21 protein-coding genes and 1 pseudogene are annotated in these 20406 nt (G+C 67.9%); 11 read left to right on the top strand and 11 right to left on the bottom strand.

The genetic code is table 11. The features are described from left to right. Window positions 1–19: 19 nt before the first annotated feature. The 5 genes from mutY to PSPA7_RS28055 form a co-directional block, all read right to left on the bottom strand. A complete protein-coding gene (gene mutY / locus PSPA7_RS28075; RefSeq protein ID WP_003152859.1) occupies window positions 20–1087 on the bottom strand; it encodes an A/G-specific adenine glycosylase in 1068 nt (355 codons plus the stop codon). Then, window positions 1084–3336: an AsmA family protein gene (locus tag PSPA7_RS28070; RefSeq protein ID WP_012077791.1), complete on the bottom strand. Its 2253-nt coding sequence runs from the start codon at window positions 3334–3336 to the stop codon at window positions 1084–1086. Before PSPA7_RS28070 ends, mutY begins: the two co-directional genes overlap by 4 nt. 105 nt (window positions 3337–3441) lie before the next feature. After that, window positions 3442–4548: an NAD(P)/FAD-dependent oxidoreductase gene (locus PSPA7_RS28065; protein WP_012077790.1), complete on the bottom strand. Its 1107-nt coding sequence runs from the start codon at window positions 4546–4548 to the stop codon at window positions 3442–3444. After that, window positions 4545–4781 (bottom strand): hypothetical protein, encoded by a 237-nt coding sequence (locus PSPA7_RS28060; protein ID WP_012077789.1) that lies wholly within the window; start codon window positions 4779–4781, stop codon window positions 4545–4547. Before PSPA7_RS28060 ends, PSPA7_RS28065 begins: the two co-directional genes overlap by 4 nt. A 36-nt stretch (window positions 4782–4817) precedes the next feature. Then, on the bottom strand, window positions 4818–5216 hold the full coding sequence (locus PSPA7_RS28055; protein ID WP_012077788.1) for an acetyl-CoA sensor PanZ family protein: 399 nt from the start codon (window positions 5214–5216) through the stop codon (window positions 4818–4820). A 160-nt stretch (window positions 5217–5376) separates the two neighbouring features. Here PSPA7_RS28055 and hisB point away from each other — a divergent pair, with 160 nt between their 5' ends. From hisB to PSPA7_RS28015, 8 genes are all read left to right on the top strand, one after another. Further along, on the top strand, window positions 5377–5970 hold the full coding sequence (gene hisB / locus PSPA7_RS28050; protein ID WP_003096088.1) for an imidazoleglycerol-phosphate dehydratase HisB: 594 nt from the start codon (window positions 5377–5379) through the stop codon (window positions 5968–5970). After that, window positions 5970–6608 (top strand): imidazole glycerol phosphate synthase subunit HisH, encoded by a 639-nt coding sequence (hisH, locus tag PSPA7_RS28045; protein ID WP_012077787.1) that lies wholly within the window; start codon window positions 5970–5972, stop codon window positions 6606–6608. Before hisB ends, hisH begins: the two co-directional genes overlap by 1 nt. 3 nt (window positions 6609–6611) lie before the next feature. Beyond that, window positions 6612–6872 (top strand): DUF2164 domain-containing protein, encoded by a 261-nt coding sequence (locus PSPA7_RS28040; RefSeq protein WP_003150581.1) that lies wholly within the window; start codon window positions 6612–6614, stop codon window positions 6870–6872. A 48-nt stretch (window positions 6873–6920) separates the two neighbouring features. After that, window positions 6921–7658 (top strand): 1-(5-phosphoribosyl)-5-[(5-phosphoribosylamino)methylideneamino]imidazole-4-carboxamide isomerase, encoded by a 738-nt coding sequence (hisA, locus tag PSPA7_RS28035; RefSeq protein WP_003106336.1) that lies wholly within the window; start codon window positions 6921–6923, stop codon window positions 7656–7658. Window positions 7659–7668: 10 nt separating this feature from the next. Further along, complete coding sequence (gene hisF, locus PSPA7_RS28030; RefSeq protein WP_012077786.1) at window positions 7669–8439, top strand: imidazole glycerol phosphate synthase subunit HisF; 771 nt, start codon at window positions 7669–7671, stop codon at window positions 8437–8439. 171 nt (window positions 8440–8610) lie between these two features. Next, a complete protein-coding gene (locus PSPA7_RS28025) occupies window positions 8611–9357 on the top strand; it encodes a substrate-binding periplasmic protein (RefSeq protein WP_003150583.1) in 747 nt (248 codons plus the stop codon). Between the two features lie 89 nt (window positions 9358–9446). Further along, entirely contained in the window at window positions 9447–10199 is a 753-nt protein-coding gene (locus PSPA7_RS28020; protein ID WP_012077785.1) for a substrate-binding periplasmic protein, read from the top strand. A gap of 150 nt (window positions 10200–10349) precedes the next feature. Further along, entirely contained in the window at window positions 10350–11105 is a 756-nt protein-coding gene (locus PSPA7_RS28015; RefSeq protein WP_003096075.1) for a substrate-binding periplasmic protein, read from the top strand. A 39-nt stretch (window positions 11106–11144) separates the two neighbouring features. Here PSPA7_RS28015 and PSPA7_RS28010 read toward each other — a convergent pair whose 3' ends face one another. From PSPA7_RS28010 to gpmI, 6 genes and pseudogenes are all read right to left on the bottom strand, one after another. Further along, window positions 11145–12626, bottom strand: coding sequence for a hypothetical protein (locus PSPA7_RS28010; protein ID WP_034079726.1), 1482 nt, complete (start codon window positions 12624–12626; stop codon window positions 11145–11147). Window positions 12627–12693: 67 nt separating this feature from the next. After that, a complete protein-coding gene (locus PSPA7_RS28005) occupies window positions 12694–13470 on the bottom strand; it encodes a divergent polysaccharide deacetylase family protein (protein WP_012077783.1) in 777 nt (258 codons plus the stop codon). Further along, window positions 13470–14780, bottom strand: a complete 1311-nt coding sequence (gene cptA, locus PSPA7_RS28000) for a proteolytic complex protein CptA (protein ID WP_012077782.1) — start codon at window positions 14778–14780, stop codon at window positions 13470–13472. The genes PSPA7_RS28005 and cptA overlap by 1 nt, the downstream gene beginning before the upstream one ends. 28 nt (window positions 14781–14808) lie before the next feature. After that, a pseudogene (locus tag PSPA7_RS27995) lies at window positions 14809–16095 on the bottom strand (murein hydrolase activator EnvC family protein). Between the two features lie 149 nt (window positions 16096–16244). Next, on the bottom strand, window positions 16245–17063 hold the full coding sequence (locus tag PSPA7_RS27990; RefSeq protein WP_012077780.1) for a CPBP family intramembrane glutamic endopeptidase: 819 nt from the start codon (window positions 17061–17063) through the stop codon (window positions 16245–16247). Window positions 17064–17279: 216 nt separating this feature from the next. Next, window positions 17280–18827 carry a 2,3-bisphosphoglycerate-independent phosphoglycerate mutase gene (gene gpmI, locus PSPA7_RS27985; RefSeq protein ID WP_003155548.1) on the bottom strand — a complete coding sequence of 516 codons (1548 nt, stop codon included), beginning with the start codon at window positions 18825–18827 and terminating at the stop codon, window positions 17280–17282. A 325-nt stretch (window positions 18828–19152) separates the two neighbouring features. On the opposite strand from gpmI, the gene PSPA7_RS27980 reads away from it, so the two are divergent. The 3 genes from PSPA7_RS27980 to secB are packed head-to-tail and all read left to right on the top strand — an operon-like array spanning window position 19153 to window position 20356. Continuing rightward, complete coding sequence (locus PSPA7_RS27980) at window positions 19153–19572, top strand: rhodanese-like domain-containing protein (RefSeq protein ID WP_003096058.1); 420 nt, start codon at window positions 19153–19155, stop codon at window positions 19570–19572. 1 nt (window position 19573) lies between these two features. Continuing rightward, a complete protein-coding gene (grxC, locus tag PSPA7_RS27975) occupies window positions 19574–19828 on the top strand; it encodes a glutaredoxin 3 (protein WP_003155550.1) in 255 nt (84 codons plus the stop codon). A 36-nt stretch (window positions 19829–19864) separates the two neighbouring features. Continuing rightward, window positions 19865–20356, top strand: a complete 492-nt coding sequence (secB, locus tag PSPA7_RS27970) for a protein-export chaperone SecB (protein WP_003096050.1) — start codon at window positions 19865–19867, stop codon at window positions 20354–20356. Window positions 20357–20406: the final 50 nt, after the last annotated feature.

Raw genomic sequence — 20406 nt, 5'->3', positions numbered from 1 at the left:
CGGGCCGCGGGCCCGGCATTCACGCGGCCGTGCCGCGTCCGAGTTCCTGTTCTGCGCGCTTGAGCAGTTTCTTCACCGGAGCGGCGAGGCCCAGGCGCGGCGGGGTGGCGAGGTTATACCAGAGCCAGTCGGCCTCGGCCACGGCGGGCGGAGCGGCTTCCACCGCCACCAGCCAGGGCTCGATGGCCAGCTGGAAATGACTGAAGGTATGGGTCAGGCCGCTCAGTTCGCGGCGCTCGCCAAGGGCCAGCGAATGCCGGGCGGCGAGTGGCGCGAGGTCGTCGAGGTCGTCCAGCTCGGGTAGGCTCCAGAGCCCGCCCCAGAGTCCGCTGGACGGCCGCCGGTAGAGCAGGATGGCGCCCTCGCGATTGGCCAGGATCGGCATCAGCGTGCGTTTTTGCGGCAGGGCCTTGCGCGGCTTGGGCTGCGGGTAGTCGGTCTCGCGGCCGAGCAGGTGCGCGCGGCAGCCGGCCAGCAGCGGGCAAAGCAGGCAACTGGGCTTGCTGCGCGTACAGAGAGTGGCGCCGAGGTCCATCATCGCCTGGGTGTAGTGGTTGACCCGTGCGTGCGGGGTGAAGCGCTCGGCGGCCTCCCACAGCGCCCGGGCCACCTTCGGCTCGCCGGGATAGCCGTCCTGCGCCAGGTAGCGCGCCAGCACGCGCTTGACGTTGCCGTCGAGGATCGGCGCGCGCAGGCCCATCGACAGGCTGGCGATGGCGCCGGCGGTGGAGCGGCCGATGCCGGGCAGCTCGGCGAGCTGCTCGACGTCGCGGGGGAATTCCCCGGCATGCCGCTCGACCACGATCCGCGCGGTCTTGTGCAGGTTGCGCGCACGGCTGTAGTAGCCGAGCCCGGTCCACAGGTGCAGGACTTCGTCCTCGGCCGCCGCGGCCAGCGCCTGGACGTCGGGCAGGGCCTCCATGAAGCGGTCGAAGTAGCCGAGCACGGTGCTGACCTGGGTCTGTTGCAGCATGATCTCCGAGACCCACACCCGGTAGGGGGTGATGTCCTGCTGCCAGGGCAGGTCCTTGCGACCGTGGCGGTCGTACCAGTCGAGGACCGCGCCGTTGAAGCCTTCAGGTGTCATTTGCGGTTGAACAGCCCTTTGAGTGCGTCTTTCAGCTCGGGACTGATCTTGTCGCCGAGCTTCTCTTCGAGTTTTTCGTTGAGGCGATTGCCGGCCAGTTTCGCGGCGACCTTGCCCAGGCCTTCCCTGTCCAGGCGGCAGGCCTTGGCGCCGAGTTCCAGCGGGCCGCGGCAGAGCAGCGGCCATTCGATGCCGGCGTAGCGCTGGTTGACCTGGCAGGCCGGGTCCGGCATGTCGCTCTTATCGCCCTGGATCTCCACGCCGATGCGATAGTCCATGCCCAGCACGCGCAGGTCGATATCGCCGTGGCCGCTCACCGCCAGGCCTGGAATGGCCGCCTTCAGGTCAGGGTTGCTGGCCACGCCGTTGGTGAAGTTCAGGCTGCCCTTGAGCTCGCGGAAAGGCGTGTCCTTGCCGCCGTGGCTACCGGCGAGAGCCTTGCGGTTGAGGGTAGCGATGCCCTGGCAGAGCTGCTGCTCCAGGTTGGCGTCGGGCAGTACGCCGTTGATCAGGCTGAAACGCGCGCTGCCGTTGAGATGGTCGATCCAGGACTTCTCGCTGTTGCCGCTCGTGCGGATGTCGGCGTCGAGGTCGAGCAGTCCCTTCACCGGAGGTTTCTTGCCCTGGGCTTCGAGCAGACGCTCCACCGGCACGTTGGCGATGTGCTTGGTGGCGGTCAGCACGGCGCTGTCCTGGCGTACGTCGAGGTTGGCCTTGGCGTTGAAGCGGCCGTTGTACAGCCCGCCGCGCATGTCGTCGAGGCTGATCACGCCGCCCTGGCCACGCAGCTTCAGGCTGGCGTCGTCGATCGGCAGCTTCTCGACGGTCAGCCGGCCGACGTTCAGCGCCACGTCCAGGTCGAGCTTGCGCAGGGTCGCCATGGGCAGCAGCGGCGCGTCGCTCCAGGCCTGCCTGGTCGGTTTCTCCGGTAGCGGCGTGTTGCCCTGGGCGGCACTGGCCACGGTGGCGTCGACTTCCGCCTTGCGCGTGGCGCTGGCGGCATCCTGGGCTCGCTTGGCCTTGGCCGGCAGGTAGCGGTCGAGGTCGAGCTTGTCGGCCTTGAGCTGGGCGCGCAGCGATTGCCTGGCGAAATCGGCGATACCGAAGCGGCCGCTGAAGGCGGTGTCGTCCAGACCCAGCTTGAGGTCTTCGAGATTCAGGCTGTTGCGGCTGCCGGCCAGGCGGGTGTTCAGCTCGAACTTGCCGAGGGTGTTGGCATCGGCCATGGCCGGCAGGGTCACACCGATGCCGGCGAGGAACTCGCGCAGGTTCATCGGCGCGATCGACAGGCCGCCGCTGAACTTGGCGTCCTTGTCCAGCTCGCGGGCCTTGAGTTCGCCGAGTGCGCGCAACTGGTTGACGCTCAGCTTCAGGCCGTTCCACTCGGCGATCTGCGCCGACTGGTCGAGCAGCAGCTGGCCCTGGGCGGAGAAGGTGACGGTCTTGCCCTGCAGCGGCTCGCCCGAGGCCTCGCCGGAGAGCCTGGCGTCTTCCAATTGGTAGCGCTTGAGCGCGGTGTCGAAGCGCAGGTTGCCGGTCAGTTCGGTCTTGGCCCGCATCACCGGCTGGTTGGTGCCCAGGTAGGCGTTGAGCTTCAGCGCAATGCTGCTGCCTTCGCGTATCGCGCCGGTGCTCAGCTCGATGCCCTCGACGTTGTACTGCTTGCCGCTGGCTTCGTCGGTGTAGGTGACGCGGGCGTTGTTGACATTGAGGCTGTCGATGTCGAGCTTGATCGGGGGGCGCGGGCTGTCGTTCTGCGGCGCCTGCTCCGGTGCCTGCGCCTGGGCGCCCTTGCCGTCCGCTGCCGGCGGGGTGGCGGAAGGAGCGGCCGGGGCCTGGGGCTGGGCCGGCTTGCCGATGTTTTCCCAGTTGCCCTTGCCCTGCTTGTCGCGGACCAGGTCCAGGCTCAGGCCTTCGACGCGGATCGCGCTCATCTGCACATCCTTGCGCAGCAGCGGCAGGACCCGCACCGACAGGCCGAGCATCTGCAGGTCGGCGAACGGCCTGGTCGGCGTGGCGACGCTGGCGATGCTGGTGTCGTGCAGCTCCAGGCCCAGCCAGGGGAACAGGCTCCAGCCGATGTCGCCCTTCAGGTCCAGCTCCAGGTTGGCCTTGTCGCGGGCGATCTGGCGGATTTCGTCCTTGTAGTCATTGGGATCGAACAGGTGGGTCAGGGCGAAGCCCAGGGCCACGACGAGCAGTAAGAGCCCCAGGAGGAACAGCCCCAGGACCTTGCCGAATGCTTTCATGGACGAATCCTTTGTGCTGGCGGCGATGAATGTGCGGGCGAGTATAACAACGGCGTTTTCGCAGGCCGACCCTGGATTCCTTCGAAGCGAAACGAAAAAACCGCGTCAGAGCGCCCGCGCGACCCGCTCGGCGAGCGCCAGGCTGGCGGTGAGGCCCGGCGACTCGATGCCGAACAGGTTGACCAGGCCGGGCAGGCCGTGCTCGGCAGGGGTTTGGAGGACGAAGTCGGCGGCGGGTTCCCCGGGCCCGCCGAGCTTGGGCCGGATACCGGCGTAGCCGGCCACCAGGCGGCGTGGGTCGAGGCCGGGGAAATAGCGCGAGATGGCCTGGGCGAAGGGCTGGCGCAGGGATTCGTCGACGCGGTAGTCGACCCGCTCGAGGTAATCGACGTCGGGACCGAAGCGCAGCTGGCCGCCGAGGTCGAGGGTGGCGTGGATGCCGAGGCCGGCGGTGCGAGCCTCGGGCATCGGGTAGACCAGGTGGCGGAACGGCGAGCGGCCGCTGTAGGAGAAGTAGCGGCCCCGGCACAGGTGCAGGGTGGGCACCAGGGCTGGGTCGAGGCCTTCGGTGCGTTGCGCCAGTTCCTGGGCGAACAGGCCGCCGGCATTGATCACCCATCCCGCGCGCAACTGGAAGGGTTCGCCGACGCTCCGGCCTTCGGCGTGCCAGCCGCCGTCGCGACGCTCCAGGCAGTCGACCCGGGTGTCCAGCGCCAGCTGTGCGCCTCGGCGCTCGGCGGCGGCCTGCAGGGACTGCAGGAAGGCATGGCTGTCGATGATCCCGGTGCTCGGCGAGAACAGCGCGGCTACGCCACGGACCTGCGGTTCCAGTCCACGCAGACCGGCGCCGTCCAATGGCGACAGGTCGTCGACCCCGCAGGCACGGGCATTGTCATGCAGGGCCTGGAGCTTTTCCCGCTCGCCGTCCGCCACCGCCACCAGCAGCTTGCCGATGCGCCGGTGGCCGACGCCGTGGCGCGCGCACCAGACATACAGGCGTTCGCGGCCCTCGACGCAGAGTTCGGCCTTGAGCGAGCCGGGTGGGTAATAGAGGCCCGCGTGGATGACTTCGGAGTTGCGGCTGGAGGTGTGGCTGCCGGCCAGGCGTTCGCGCTCCGCCACCAGTACACCGTGGCCGGCTTCGGCCAGGCGCGCGGCGCAGGCCAGGCCGAGGACTCCGGCGCCGATCACCAGTACGTCGATATCGTTCATGCGTCGCTGACCGCGCGCTGCAGGACCGCGTCGATGGCGGCGCGCGCCTGCGGGCTGTTCTTCCAGCAACTGGAGCCGGTCAGCGCCGCGCCGCCGGCGAGGATGCTCGCGGCGTCGCTGTCGCGCAGCCGGGCGAAGCTGTCCAGGCCCATCTGTTCCAGGCGTTGCAGCACGGTCGGGCCGACACCCTTGAGGGCGAGCAGGGCGGCGCGTTCGGCGGCGGAAAAGGACATGGCGGAACTCCTTGGCGGGGACCGCCGCCGAGCATATCAGAGGCTGTCCAGCGGCAGCCCGTGACGCGCGGCGAGGGCGCGGGATTCCAGGTGGCCGTCCGGGGCGGCCAGGCGCAGCGGCTTGCCGGCTTCACCGGCCAGGCGCCGGGCTTCGTCGAGGAGGCGTCGGCCGACCCCGCGGCCGCGGGTGATGCCGCGCACGCAGAGATGCGACAGGCGCCAGGCGTCGGCATCGCGGCGCAGCAGGGCGGCGCCGAGCAGGCGGTCGTTGAAGCGGCCGGCGATCAGCTCGCCGGCGGCCAGCCCGGCTTCGACCAGCGCGGCGGCGTCGGCATGCGGGGCGAACAGCCAGTGCGGCGCGTCGGCGTAGATCTTCGCCAGGTCCAGGCGATCCTGGGCGCTGGGTTGGGCGAGGGTTTCGACGATCACGGGCATGCGGCTCTCCGCGGCGGGATGGAAGGAGCGCAGTGTAAGGCCTGGCCCGCCGCCCGTGGGGCGATTCGCGCCGACGGTCGCGGCTGGCAGCGCCAGCCCGGGCCTGCCTATAATGCTGGCCCTCTTATAATTACGTGCAGTGTTAGCTGTGGAGCTGGTGATGGCCGAACGCAAGGCATCCGTCGCGCGCGACACCCTGGAGACCCAGATCAAGGTCTCCATCGACCTGGATGGGACCGGCAAGGCCCGGTTCGATACCGGGGTTCCCTTCCTCGACCACATGATGGACCAGATCGCCCGCCACGGCCTGATCGACCTGGACATCGAGTGCAAGGGCGACCTGCATATCGACGATCACCACACCGTCGAGGACATCGGCATCACCCTCGGCCAGGCCTTCGCCAAGGCCATCGGCGACAAGAAGGGCATCCGCCGCTACGGCCACGCCTACGTGCCGCTCGATGAGGCGCTGTCGCGGGTGGTCATCGACTTCTCCGGGCGGCCCGGCCTGCAGATGCACGTACCCTTTACCCGTGCCAGCGTCGGCGGCTTCGACGTCGACCTGTTCATGGAATTCTTCCAGGGCTTCGTCAACCACGCCCAGGTGACCCTGCACATCGACAACCTGCGCGGGCACAACACCCACCACCAGATCGAGACCGTGTTCAAGGCCTTCGGCCGCGCGCTGCGCATGGCCATCGAGCTGGACGAGCGGATGGCCGGGCAGATGCCGTCGACCAAAGGGTGCCTGTGATGCAGACGGTAGCCGTGATCGACTACGGCATGGGCAACCTGCACTCGGTGGCCAAGGCGCTCGAGCACGTCGGCGCCGGCCGGGTGCTGGTGAGCAGCGACGCGGCGGTGATCCGCGAGGCCGACCGGGTGGTGTTCCCCGGGGTCGGCGCGATCCGCGATTGCATGGCCGAGATCCGCCGCCTGGGCTTCGACGCCCTGGTCCGCGAGGTCAGCCAGGACCGCCCGTTCCTCGGCATCTGCGTCGGCATGCAGGCATTGCTGGAGCGCAGCGAGGAAAACGACGGGGTCGACTGCATCGGTCTGTTCCCCGGCCAGGTGCGTTTCTTCGGCAAGGACCTGCGCGAAGCCGGCGAGCACCTGAAGGTGCCGCACATGGGCTGGAACCAGGTGAGCCAGGCGGTGGAACACCCGCTGTGGCACGAGATTCCCGACCAGGCGCGCTTCTACTTCGTGCACAGCTACTACATCGAGGCCGGCAATCCGCGCCAGGTGGTGGGGCATGGGCACTACGGCGTCGATTTCGCCGCCGCGCTGGCCGAGGGCTCGCGTTTCGCCGTGCAGTTCCACCCGGAAAAGAGCCATGCCCACGGCCTGCAACTGCTGCAGAACTTCGTGGCCTGGGACGGGCGCTGGTAGGCCATGGCCAGGGCGAAGAGCAAGACGCCGATCCTCCAGCTGGACGCCGCGCAGACCCAGGACGCGGTGCTGGCGATCAAGCGCTTCATGGAGGACCGCTTCGAACTGGAGCTGGGCTCCTTCGAGGCCGAGGAACTGCTCGACTTCTTCGCCCGCGAGTTCGCCCCGCACTTCTACAACAAGGCGATCCTCGACGTGCAGTCGTACCTGAAGGAACGGTTCGAAAGCATCGAGAGCGACGTCTGGGCGCTGGAAAAGAGCTGAGTTTCCGCGCGTCCGTCCACCGAACAGAGACTTGAACAGGGTTCACCGATGCTGATCATTCCCGCGATCGACTTGAAAGACGGCGCCTGCGTGCGCCTGCGCCAGGGCCTGATGGAAGACGCCACGGTCTTCTCCGACGATCCGGTGGCGATGGCCGCCAAATGGGTCGATGGCGGTTGCCGTCGCCTGCACCTGGTGGACCTGAACGGCGCCTTCGAAGGCAAGCCGGTCAACGGCGAGGTGGTCACCGCCATCGCCCGTCGCTACCCGGACCTGCCGATCCAGATCGGCGGCGGCATCCGCTCGCTGGAGACCATCGAGCACTATGTCCGCGCCGGCGTCAGCTACGTCATCATCGGCACCAAGGCGGTCAAGCAGCCCGAGTTCGTCGGCGAGGCCTGCCGCGCCTTCCCGGGCAAGGTCATCGTCGGCCTGGACGCCAAGGACGGTTTCGTCGCCACCGACGGCTGGGCCGAGGTCAGCGAAGTCCAGGTGATCGACCTGGCGCGCCGCTTCGAGGCCGACGGGGTATCCGCCATCGTCTACACGGATATCTCCAAGGACGGCATGATGCAGGGCTGCAACGTCGAGGCCACCGCGGCGCTGGCCAACGCCACGCGGATCCCGGTGATCGCCTCCGGCGGCATCCACAACCTCGGCGACATCCAGAAGCTGCTGGATGCCCGCACCCCGGGGATCATCGGCGCCATCACCGGCCGGGCGATCTACGAAGGCACCCTGGACGTGGCCGAAGCCCAGGCGCTGTGCGACAACTTCAAGGCCTGAGGCGATCCGTATGGCACTGGCAAAACGCATCATCCCCTGCCTCGACGTGGACAACGGCCGCGTGGTCAAGGGCGTCAAGTTCGAGAACATCCGCGACGCCGGCGACCCGGTGGAGATCGCCCGGCGCTACGACGAGCAGGGCGCCGACGAGATCACCTTCCTCGACATCACCGCCAGCGTCGACGGGCGCGACACCACCCTGCATACCGTCGAGCGCATGGCCAGCCAGGTGTTCATCCCGCTGACCGTCGGTGGCGGCGTGCGCAGCGTGCAGGACATCCGCAACCTGCTCAACGCCGGCGCGGACAAGGTCTCGATCAACACCGCCGCGGTGTTCAACCCGGAGTTCGTCGGCGAGGCCGCCGAGCGCTTCGGCTCGCAGTGCATAGTCGTCGCCATCGATGCGAAGAAGGTCTCCGCGCCGGGCGAGGCGCCGCGCTGGGAAATCTTCACCCATGGCGGACGCAAGCCCACCGGGCTGGACGCGGTGCTCTGGGCGAAGAAGATGGAAGACCTGGGCGCCGGCGAGATCCTCCTGACCAGCATGGACCAGGACGGCGTGAAGAGCGGCTACGACCTCGGCGTGACCCGCGCCATCAGCGAGGCGGTGAACGTGCCGGTGATCGCCTCCGGCGGCGTCGGCAACCTGGAGCACCTGGCCGCCGGCATCCTCGAGGGCAAGGCCGACGCGGTGCTCGCGGCGAGCATCTTCCACTTTGGCGAGTACACGGTGCCCGAAGCCAAGGCCTACCTGGCCAGCCGCGGTATCGTGGTGCGCTGAGGCGCGCTGCGCCGCGGCGCACAGGGCCGATGATCGGCTAGCCATTCCTGAGCGCGAGTCGACACTCGCGCGGCTTTCTTTCAGGTACAGTCACGCCCCCCGCATCAGGTGCCGCTAGAGCGCCGATGCCCTGCCATAACGACAAACATTGCGACCGACAGGGAGTCCTCCATGTCCATCTTCCGTCTGGCTCTCGGCTGCGTCGGCAGCCTGGCCCTGCTTTGCGCTAGCGCCCTGGCGCGCGCCGAAACCCTGGTCCTGCTGACCGAGAACCTGGTGCCGTTCAACATGGCGGTGAACGGCGGCAACTACGCCAAGGACGATGGCATCAGTGGCATCAGCACCGATACCGTGCGCGCCGCCTGCGAGCGCGCGCAGATCGAGTGCCAACTGATCCTGCGTTTCCCCTGGGACCGTGTCTACCAGCAGGCGCTGAGCGAGCCCGGCTATGGCGTGTTCTCCACCGCCCGCACGCCGGAGCGCGAGGACAAGTTCAAGTGGGTCGGCCCGCTGGCGGTCAACGACTGGGTACTGATGGCCCGTGGCGACAGCACGATCCACCTGAACAGCCTGGAAGACGCCGCGCGCTATCGCATCGGCGGCTACAAGAACGACGCCATCAGCCAGCATCTGGTCGATCGCGGCCTGCAGGTGCAGCTGGCGCTGCGCGACAACGAGAACGTCGACAAGCTGGCCAGCGGGCAGATCGATCTCTGGGTCACCGCCGATCCGAGCGGGCGCTACGTCGCCCAGCGCGAGGGCCTCAAGGAGGTGAAGGTGGTCCAGCGTTTCCACACCGCCGAGCTGTTCCTGGCGCTGAACAGGGAAACCCCGGACGAGCTGGTGCAGAAGTTGCAGACGGCGGTCGACGCGCTGCGCAGCGAAGGCTTGCTGAAGCAGATCCGCGAGCGCTACTGACGCCCGCCGGCGATGCTGGCAAAAGGCTGGCCTGGCGGCGCGGCGCTGGTTATCCTGCCTCGCTCCAGGCTCCCGACAGGATGAGAACAATGAAAAGACGCCTGCTCTTCGCGCTGCTCGCAACCCTGCTGCTGGCCGGCGGCGCGCGCGCCGAAACCGATCCCGACTACAGCATGGTGCTGCTCACGGAGAACTTCCCGCCGTACAACATGGCGATCAACGGCAAGAACTTCGCCCAGGAAGACAACATCGACGGCATCGCCGTGGATATCGTCCGCGAGATGTTCAAGCGTGCCGGCATCAAGTACAGCCTGACCCTCCGCTTCCCCTGGGACCGCATCTACAAGCTGGCGCTGGAGAAGCCCGGCTACGGGGTGTTCGTCACCGCCCGCCTGGCCGAGCGCGAGGACAAGTTCAAGTGGGTCGGTCCGATCGGCCCGGACGACTGGGTGTTGCTGGCCAAGGGCGACAGCCCGGTCACCCTGGGCAGCCTGGACGAGGCGAAGAAATACCGGATCGGCGCCTACAAGGGCGACGCCATCGCCGAGTTCCTCGGCAAGAACGGTTTCGAGGCCGACCTGGCGCTACGCGACCAGGAAAACGCGCAGAAGCTGGTCAAGGGCCAGATCGATCTCTGGGCCAGCGGCGATCCCGCCGGGCGCTACCTGGCCAAGCAGGAAGGCGTCACCGGCCTGAAGACGGTGCTGCGCTTCAACAGCGACCAGCTGTACCTGGCGCTCAACCGCGAGACTCCCGACGACGTGGTGCAGAAGCTCCAGGCAGCCTTGGACGGCATGCGCAAGGAAGGCTTCGTCGAGGACATCCTCAACAGCTACCTCTGATTCGCTCCGGTCGGCCGCCTGGGGAGCCGGCCGGGGAAACGCCTTTGCCGGCTTCGCCGGCAATGCCAAGGAAGGCCGACGAGCTGGGTATTTCGTCCCGACGCAGGGATGCCGCTAGCCAATAACGATAACCAAGCGAGCGGTGTGACCATGCTGAAAGTCCTGATCCAGACCCTTATCCTGGGGGTGTTGCTGGGGGCCTCCGCGGCCCGTGCCGAATTGCCCGCCGACTACAAGGTGGTGCTGCTGACCGAGAACTTCCCGCCCTTCAACATGGCGGTGGACGACAAGAACTTCGCCCGCGACGACGGCATCGACGGCATCAGTGCCGACATCGTCCGGGAGATGTTCAGGCGTGCCGGCATCGGCTATTCCCTGAGCCTGCGCTTCCCCTGGGACCGCCTGTACCGGTTGACCCTGGACAAGCCCGGCTATGGGCTGTTCTCCATGACCTACACCCCCGAGCGGGTGCCGCAGTTCAAGTGGGTCGGTCCGCTGGCCGACACCAGTTGGGTGTTGCTGGCGCCGGCTGGCAGCAAGATCGCCGTGAAGAATCTCAAGGACGCCGCCCGCTACAAGCTCGGCGCCTACAAGAACGACGCGGTCAGCCAGCACCTGGAAGCCCAGGGCATCCCGGTGATCAACGCCCTGCGCGACCAGGAGAACGTGAAGAAGCTTACCGGCGGGCAGATCGACCTGTGGGCCACCACCGATCCGGTCGGTCGCTACCTGGCCAAGCAGGAAGGCGTGTCCGGCCTGCAGACGGTGCTGCGTTTCAACGAGGCCAAGCTCTACCTGGCGTTGAACAAGGACACCCCGGACGAGGTGGTGGAGCGCCTGCAGAAGGCCCTGGAGCAGATGCGCCAGGAAGGCTTCGTCGACGAAGCCGTCGCCAACTACCTCTGAGCCTGGCGGGCGCCCCTCCACCGGTGTGGCGAGGGGCGCTCAGTCCAGGTCGTAGGCCTGGACGCCGAGGTCGCGGCTGTCGTACCAGTTGCCGCGGGCCCAGAACACCCGGTCGTGCGTCCCGTCGAAGCCGAGCACGCCGAGGTAGCCGGCGATGTCCAGGCGGCGCCAGGACGCACCCCAGTCGTCCGAGTAGTACACCGCGTCGGCGGAGACGCTCGCCGGCTCCTCGTCGGGATACAGCCACAGCGGCACTTCGTAGTGGCTCATGGTGTTGGCCAGCAGCACATTCCTGCCTGCGTAGAACTCGCGTAGCCCGGAACTGGACGGCAAGGGCCAGAACGGGCTGGGCAGCTTGCCGGTGATCTTCCATTCGAGCGCATCGCGATCGAGCTCGGCGATCAGCGAGCGCGATTCGTCCGGGCGGTCGAGCACCGCGATCACCCGACCGTCCGCGTTCTGTTCCAGGCGCTCGACGGCCACGCCGTCGGTGCGCCGGATCGCGCCCATCTGCCAGCGTCCGCCCTCGCGGCGCAGTTCGGCCTGGGTGGTGACCAATACCGGGGTGGTCAGGTAGCGCCCCTCGGGTGGGCCATAGAGGAAAGTCTGGCTTACCCAGATGGCGGCACGCTGCGCGTCCAGTTGCGCGACGTGCGCCTTGATCTGCCCGTGCTTGCCGTTGTAGTCGCCCCAGTTGACGCCGTTCGGCGCCAACTCGCGGGCGTAGGCGAGGTCTACCAGCAGCGGCGCGGAGGTGGCGATCGACTCGACGCTGGCGCCGCGGTCGGGCGAATAGAACAGCCCGCTCGGCTGGCCGGGTTCCCGGCCGCCATCGGCACCGCCGTATTCGAAATCACCCCAGACCCAGACTTCGTCCTTGCCGTGGAAACGCGGCGCGAGAGCCCAGCCCAGTCGATTCGCCTCGGCCATGAAGCCTTGCTCGAGCCGGCGCCAGCTCTTGCCCTGGTCGTCGCTGCGCAGCACCACTGTCTGCTCGCGCTGACCGTTGTCCTTGGCCGGGCTCCGCAGGCCGGTGAGCAGGAAGACGCTGGAACCGTCCGGCGTGACTTCCAGGCAGGCGGTCTCGCCGAGCCGCGCCACTTCGTGGAACACGCCGTCGGCACCCAGGCGCGAGACATAGGTGGTCTCCGGATCGCCGCCGGATAGCAGCATGCCGTTGAGGAAGTTGAAAAGGTGGGGTTCGGATTCTTCTTCCCTGGGCTGGGCGGCCGCCACCAGGTCCAGGTCGATGACGCCCGCGGGCAGTGCCTGCTCGTCGCGGCCGATTTCGCGCCGGCCCACCAGCCAGGTGCCGGCGGGCGTCGCCCGCACGCCGGTGCAGAATTGCTCCATGGCGCGCTGGTCGATGTTCTCGACCTTGCCGACGCTGCTCTCACCGGGGCTGGCGCCGCCTATCTCGAACTTGGCACTGGTCAGGATCCAGATGAAACCGAGGGGAATCGCGCCAACGGCCAGCAGGGCGGCGGCGAGCAGAGGCATGGGAGGGGAAGTGCGGGCCATCGGTGCGTCCGTGCAGGAATGACGAGGACGTCACCTTAACCGCTGCCGCGACGCCGGTAAACCAGCTTCAGTGTGGCGCCTGGCGTGGGTTGACGTTGCGGTTGCCGCGTTCGCCGATGAGCATCTGCGGCGGTACCAGCTCGATGCCCTGGGCGCGCAGCTTCGGCAGCTCCCGCGCCAGCACGTCGAGGGTGGCCTTGTGCGGGTGGCCGATGAGCAGCGCCGAACCCTGCCTGCGGGCCAGGGCGACGCCGGCCTGCAGTTGTGCGGAGACCGCTTCCGGAGTGGCTTCGTTGTCGAGGAACACATCGCGCGAGACGCTCGCCAGGCCGATCCGCTGCGCCTCGCTGGCGGCCACGGTGGCGGCGCTGGTGCGGCTGTCGACCAGGTACAGGCCGCGTCGTTGCAGTTCCTCGGCGAGCCAGGCCATCGCCGGGCGCACCGCGGTCATGCGGCTGCCTTCATGGTTGTTCAGGCCCTGCACGAACGGCACCTTGGCCAGCGCCGCGTCGAGCCTGCGGGCGCGCTCCTCCTGGGTCAGTTCCGGGCGCCAGGCGTAAGGGCCACCGGCCGGGTCCATCGGCATGTGCAGGATCACCGTGCGCCCGCGCTGGTGCGCTTCGCGCGCCAGTTCGGCGGCGTGCGGGGTTTCCGGGATGATCGCCAGGGTTACGCCGGAGGGCAGGTCGAGGACCCGGCGGTCGCGCGCCAGGTTCTGCCCGAGGTCGTCGATGACCACGGTCAACAGCGGCGGGCGCTGGTAGGGGGCGGACTCCTGGCGGGCCTGGGCCTGGCTGGAGAGCAGCAGGCACAGGCCCAGCAGGGCGACACGGAACCTCGACATCAGTTGCCGCGAGTGACGCTCAGCCCCTTCAGCAGGCTCAGGGCCTGGCCGAGCTGGTAGTCGGAGTCCTGCGGGCGGGCGGCGGGCGCCGCGCGCTTGCCGGTCGGTCGGTCGGCGCCGCCGTTGCCGTTGGCCAGGTGGCCCTGCAGGTCGGCTTCCTTGAAGCCCTCGAAGCTGCTCCGCTCCTGGGTCACCTTGGCGCGTCCGACCTCGATGTCCGGGACGATGCCCTGGGCCTGGATGGAGCGCCCGTTGGGGGTGTAGTAGAGCGCGGTGGTGAGCTTCAGGGCGCGGTCGTTGTTCAGCGGCAGCACGGTCTGCACCGAGCCCTTGCCGAAGCTGTCGGTGCCCATCAGGATCGCGCGCTTCTGGTCCTGCAGGGCACCGGCGACGATTTCCGCCGCCGAGGCGCTGCCGCCGTTGATCAGCACCACCAGTGGCACCTTGTCGCTGGGGTCGGCCGGGTCGGCGCTGAAGCGCAGCTCGGAGTTGGCGATGCGGCCCTTGGTATAGACGATCAGGCCCTTGGTGAGGAAGGCGTCTGCCACTTCCACGGCGGATTGCAGGACGCCGCCGGGGTTGTTGCGCAGGTCCAGGACCAGGCCCTTGAGGCGGCCCTTGTTGTCCTTGCGCAACTGGTTCAGCGCCTTGACCACTTCCTCGCCGGTGTTGACCTGGAACTGGGTGATGCGCAGGTAGGCGTAGCCGGGTTCGAGGACCTGGCTCTTGACGCTCTTGACCTTGATGATGGCGCGCTTGAGCTCGACGTCGAACGGCCGGCCGCCGTCGCGGACGATGGTCAGGGTGATCGGCGAGCCGGCCTTGCCGCGCATGCTGTCGACCGCCTCGGTCATCGACTGGCCCTTGGTCGGCTTGCCGTCGATCTGCACGATAAGGTCGCCGGGCTGGATGCCGGCGCGGGCCGCCGGGGTGTCGTCGATCGGCGAGACCACCTTGATGAAGCCGTCTTCGCTGCCGACCTCGATGCCCAGGCCGCCGAACTCGCCGCTGGTGCTTTCCTGCAACTCGGCGAAATCCTCCGGGCCGAGGTAGGCGGAGTGCGGGTCGAGGTTGCTGAGCATGCCCTTGATGGCGTTCTCCAGCAGGGTCTTGTCGTCCACCGGCTCGACGTAGGCGGCCTTCACCCGGTCGAGAACCTCGGCGAAGGTGCGCAGCTCGTCGAGGGGCAGCGGGGCACTGCTACCGTTGGCCAGTGGCGCGGCGTCGGCCGGGGCGTCGGCAGCCTGGGCCGCGCCCGCGCCGAGCAGCAGGGCCAGCGCCAGGGTGGTGGGACGGAAGCAATGCAGCATGTTCAACTCCTAATCACGAGTTCGGCGCCTATCCCTGCGCGCGGCACCAGGTGGTAGGGTCCGCCGGGCGGCCCTGATGGCGAATGGCGAAGTATACGGCCGGACTGCTCTGGCCGCCGCTGGTTCCAACGGTGGCGATCGGGTCGCCGGCCTTCACGGTGTCGCCGGCGTCTTTCAGCAGGCTCTGATTATGGCCATAAAGGCTGAGGTAGCCGCCACCGTGGTCGAGAATGACCAACAGGCCGGCTCCGCGCAACCAGTCGGCGAACACCACGCGTCCGCCATGCACGGCGCGGACGGTGCTGCCGGCGCTCGCCGAAATCAGTACGCCGTCCCATTTCGCCCGCGGATCGTCGCCGCGCTGGCTGCCGAAGCGCGCCACGACGCGGCCATTCACCGGCCACGGCAACTTGCCGCGGGCCGAGCCGAAGGCGCCGCCATAGACCGCGCCAGTGCTTGAGACCAGCGGGCCCGGCGCGGGTTCGCGCGGTGGGCTGGTGACGCGCCCGGGGGCGGCCTGCTGCTGGCGCGCCCGCTCGCGTTCGGCGGCCAGCGCGCGCTGGCGCTCGCGCTCCGCCGCGGCGGCGGCTTCGCGGGCCTGGCGGGCGAGGGTTTCCTAGATGGTTCGCAGCACCTTGGCCAGCTCGGCCTGGTCCTGCTGGCGGGACCTGAGCTTCTGGTCGCGCTCGCGGTAGTCGTTGTTCAGCTTGGCCAGGGCCTGCTGGCGCTCCTTGCGGGTCGCCGCCAGCGCCTCGCGGCGGCTGTCCAGCTCGCCCTGCTTGCTCAGCTGTTCGGCTTTCTGCGCAGAGATGTCCTGCTCGACGTTGGCCAGCTGGCGGAGGGTTTCGTTGAAGCTGGCGAGCTGTTCGAGGCGGGCCTTGTTGATGTAGTCGTAGTAGGTGAGGGTGCGGCTGAACTTTTCCGGGTGTTCCTGGTTCAGCAGCAGCTTCAGGTATTCCTCGCGTCCGCTCTGGTAGGCCGCGCGGGCCTGGATGGCGAGGAGGCGCTGTTGCTCAATGCGCGCGTCCTGGAGTTTTTTTTTCTCCCCATCCAGCCGTTTCAGCTCGGCTTCGCTCTTGTCCAGCTCGTCCTGCAGGGCCCTGATCTGCTTTTCCAGGTCGCCCATCTCGGTCTCGGTGGACTTCAGCTGCTTCTGCACGCCGCTCTTTTCCTGCTGGATGCCGTCCAGCAGCTTCTTCAGCTCGCCGATGTCCTTCTGCGTCTGTTCCAGCTGGCGTTGGGTGTCCGCGCGCTCGTCGGCGAAGGCCGGAGCGAGGCAGGCGAGGGAGAGCAGGAGAGGAAGGAGGCGGAGCATGGGGTGGCGGGCACCTGGGAATTGGACCGGCCTAGTATGCCCGTGGCCGCCATTAAAAAAAACGCCCCGCACCGCGGGCCGTGGGGAGCTTGCGCTTATTTCGGCCGGATGGCGCTGGTGGATGTCCGGACGGGCGAAGGTCGCGAGCATCAGGCGGGACTGTAGAGGGGATAGGTGAACAGCAGCAGGTGCGTCAGGTTGAGGCCGAAGTGGAACAGCGTCGCTACCCACAGGCGCCCGCTCCATAGCCAGGCCAACCCGTAGATCAGCCCGGCGAGGCCGGCGAACAGCATCAGCAGCGGGCCGCCGGCGAAGTGCGCCAGGCCGAACAGCGCCGAGGCCAGCGCCAGGGCGGGCCAGGGACCCAGCCATTGGCCCAGGCGTTGCTGCAGGTAGCCGCGGAACAGCGCTTCCTCGGCGAGGGAAACGAAGAACAGGTTGGCCAGGACGAACTGCCAGAGCCAGGCCGGCGCGTGGAGTTCCGGCCGCAGCAGGCCGACGCCGACAGCCAGCAGAAGCAGCGCCGGCACCGCCGCCACGAGCAGCAGCCAGTGCCAGGGGCAGCCGGGAGCGCGGGCTTCGTCGCGGAACAGGCTCGGCAGGCAGGCCAGCAGCAGGAACGGCACCAGTGCCTTGTCGAAGTTGAAATACATGGTGAACGGCAGGCTCTGCGGGCCGAGCACCGCCTTGTCCAGCACCCTGGGGTTGGCGAAGCCGGGCAGCAGGTGCAGGAACAGGCCCACCGCGCCGGCGACCAGCAGCAGTTCCAGGCCCACGGCCCAGGCGCGGCGTACCGCCAGGCGCCGGCGCAACAGGGCGAGGACGCCCAGTGCCGCCAGGGCGGCGACGGCAGGCGGAGCGAGAACCCCGTCGTAGAGGGCGAGGCAGCAGGTCGCGAGCAGCAAGGCGAGGGCCAGCAGGCGCTGGAAGGACAGGGCGAGGAGCGAGGTGGCGAGGAGGAACCACATCGGCGGAAATCCTTGTAGGGCAGATGGAAAAGACAGCGCGGGCAAGGCTAGCACGGGCCTCGGCGGCCCTGCGGAGGGTTCGGAAGAAGATGCTGCAAATGAAAACCGCGGCACAGGCCTCGATGCCGGTGGTCAAGTCTGTCGGCCGATCGGCAGCGCCCGCCTGCGAGACGAATGTCGTCGCAGGCATTATCCGCCGATGGCCCTACGAGGGAATCAGTCGAGGATGACGATGCTGCGACCGGTCATTTCCGCCGGCTGCTCCAGCCCCATCAGGGTCAGCATGGTCGGCGCCACGTCGGCCAGCACGCCGCCTTCGCGGATGCTCAGCTTGCGCTTGCCGACGTAGACGAAGGGCACCGGTTCGCAGGTGTGCGCGGTGTGCGCCTGGCCGGTGGACTCGTCCTCCATCTGCTCGACGTTGCCGTGGTCGGCGGTGATCAGGGCTTCGCCGCCGACCTTGTCCAGTGCCTCGACGATACGACCCATGCAGGTGTCCAGGCACTCCACGGCCTTGACCGCGGCCTCGAAGACGCCGGTGTGGCCGACCATGTCGCCGTTGGCGTAGTTGACCACGATCACGTCGTAGCGCTGCTGCTCGATGGCCTCGACGATACGGTCGGTGACTTCCGGCGCGCTCATCTCCGGTTGCAGGTCGTAGGTGGCGACCTTCGGCGAGGGAATCAGGATGCGCTCCTCGCCTTCGTAGGGTTCCTCGCGGCCCCCGGAGAAGAAGAAGGTCACGTGGGCGTACTTCTCGGTCTCGGCGATGCGCAGTTGGGTCTTGCCGTGCTTGGCCAGGTATTCGCCGAGGACGTTGGTCAGCGGCTCCGGCGGGAAGGCGCAGGGCGCCGGGATGCTCGCCGCGTACTGGGTCAGCATGACGAAGCCGGCCAGCTGCGCCGCGCGCTGGCGGGGGAATTCCCCGAACGCCGGCTCGACGAAGGCGCGGCTCAGCTCGCGGGCGCGGTCGGCGCGGAAGTTCATGAAGATCACCGCGTCGCCGTCCTCGACCCGCACCGCTTCGGCGCCGGCCGGGACCACCGCGGTGGCCTTGACGAACTCGTCGCTCTCGCCGCGGGCGTAGGCGGCCTCGAGGGCGGCCACCGAGGAGTCGGCGGTGAACTCGGCCTTGCCGTCGACGATCAGCTCGTAGGCGGCCTGGACGCGGTCCCAGCGGTTGTCGCGGTCCATCGCGAAATAGCGGCCGATGATCGAGGCGATGCGACCCTTGCCGAGCCCGGCGAAGGTGGCGTCGAGGCGCTCCAGCGAGGGCTGGGCGCTTTTCGGCGGGGTATCGCGGCCATCGAGGAAGGCGTGCAGGTAGATCTTGCCGGCGCCGCGCCTGGCGGCCATCTGCGCCATCGCCACCAGGTGGTCTTCATGGCTGTGCACGCCGCCCGGGGAGAGCAGGCCGAGGATGTGCACCGCCTTGTCGGCGGCCACGGCCTTGTCGACCGCGCTGGCGATCACCGGGTTGTCGAAGAATTCGCCGTCACGGATGGCCTTGGTGACGCGAGTGAAGTCCTGGTACACCACGCGGCCGGCGCCGAGGTTCATGTGGCCGACCTCGGAGTTGCCCATCTGCCCGTCGGGCAGGCCGACATCCATCCCGGAGCCGGAGATCAGTCCGTGCGGCTGGGTCGCCAGGAGGCGGTCCCAGACCGGCTTCTTCGCGGCGTAGATGGCGTTGTAGTCGGGGCTTTCGCTGTGGCCGAAGCCGTCCAGGATGATCAGGACCAGGGGTTTGGGCGTGGCAGTCATATGTCCGGCTCTATTTCCGCGGGGTTCAGAAACTGACCAAGTTCAGTGGGAACATTGTCGTTTAGGACGTAGGAAGAGGCTGATTGATTAAAGCGATCACGCCGATTCGCACGCGTTCGCCACTCTCTTCGCCGTCCTCGTCCCGCTCGAGCCGCACCCAGGCTGGGTCTGGCCAGCTTCACAGAAAAGGACCGGCATTCTAACCGTGAAGTTTCCTGCGACGCCATTTCCTGGAGCCGAGCGGGGCACCGGTCGGCGGGTTCCCCCCTGGCCGGCGCGGTCTGTATACTGGCCGGCATTTTTTACGCCCTGGATATCCGTCACCATGCAATTCGTTTCCCGTCTGATCGAGTTCGCCACCAACCACTACCTGCTGGTCGCGGCGCTGCTGGTTCTGCTGGTCCTGCTGTTGCTGCACGAACTGCGCAAGGGCGGCAAGAGCCTGTCGACCCGCGAGCTGACCGCGCTGGTCAACGCCGACCAGGCGGTGGTCCTGGATATCCGCCCGGCCAAGGAGTTCGCCAGCGGACATATCGTCGACGCGCTGAACATCCCGGCCGACAAGCTGAACAGCCGCATGACCGAGCTGGAGAAGTACAAGGGCAAGACCATCATCCTGGTCGACGCCATGGGCCAGCATTCCGGCACCTGGGGCGGCGTCCTCAAGAAGGCCGGCTTCAACGCCGCCAAGCTGTCCGGCGGGATCGGCAGCTGGCGCGGCGACAACCTGCCGCTGGTGAAGTGACATGCCGCCCGTCGTGATCTACACCACCGCCTGGTGTCCCTACTGCATCCGCGCCAAGCAGCTGCTGCAGCGCAAGGGCGTGGACTTCCAGGAGATCGCCTGCGACGGCAAGCCCGAGCTGCGCGCCGAGCTGGCACGCAAGGCGGGATCGAGCACCGTGCCGCAGATCTGGATCGGCGAGACCCATGTCGGCGGTTGCGACGACCTTCATGCACTGGAGCGCGCCGGCAAGCTGGACGCGCTGCTGTCTGCCTGAAACCATTCATGAATTGACCCAAGGGAAGGCCCGAAAATGACCGAGCAAGCTACCAACGGCGCTGCCGACGAACAGCAACCCCAGTTCTCCCTGCAGCGCATCTACCTGCGCGACCTGTCGTTCGAATCGCCGAAGTCCCCGGAAATCTTCCGCCAGGAATGGAACCCGTCCATCAGCCTGGACCTGAACACCCGCCAGAAGCAGCTGGACGGCGATTTCTACGAGGTGGTCCTGACCGTATCGGTGACCGTGAAGAATGGCGAGGACACCACCGCCTTCATCGCCGAAGTGCAGCAGGCCGGTATCTTCCTGATCAAGAACCTCGATCCGTCGAGCATGAGCCACACCCTCGGCGCGTTCTGCCCGAACATCCTCTTCCCGTACGCCCGCGAAGCCCTGGACAACCTGGTGGTGCGCGGTTCGTTCCCGGCGCTGATGCTGTCGCCGGTGAACTTCGATGCCCTGTACGCCCAGGAAATCGCCCGCATGCAAGCGTCTGGCGAAATCCCGACGCCGTCGGTGCAATAAGCCTCGCGCTTTGCCAGGAAGCCCGCCTCGCGCGGGCTTTTTCATGCCTG

Source organism: Pseudomonas paraeruginosa PA7, assembly GCF_000017205.1.
Lineage (GTDB): Bacteria > Pseudomonadota > Gammaproteobacteria > Pseudomonadales > Pseudomonadaceae > Pseudomonas > Pseudomonas paraeruginosa.
Note: the sequence above shows the minus strand (reverse complement) of the source record. Positions and strands in the feature narration are given on the sequence as shown.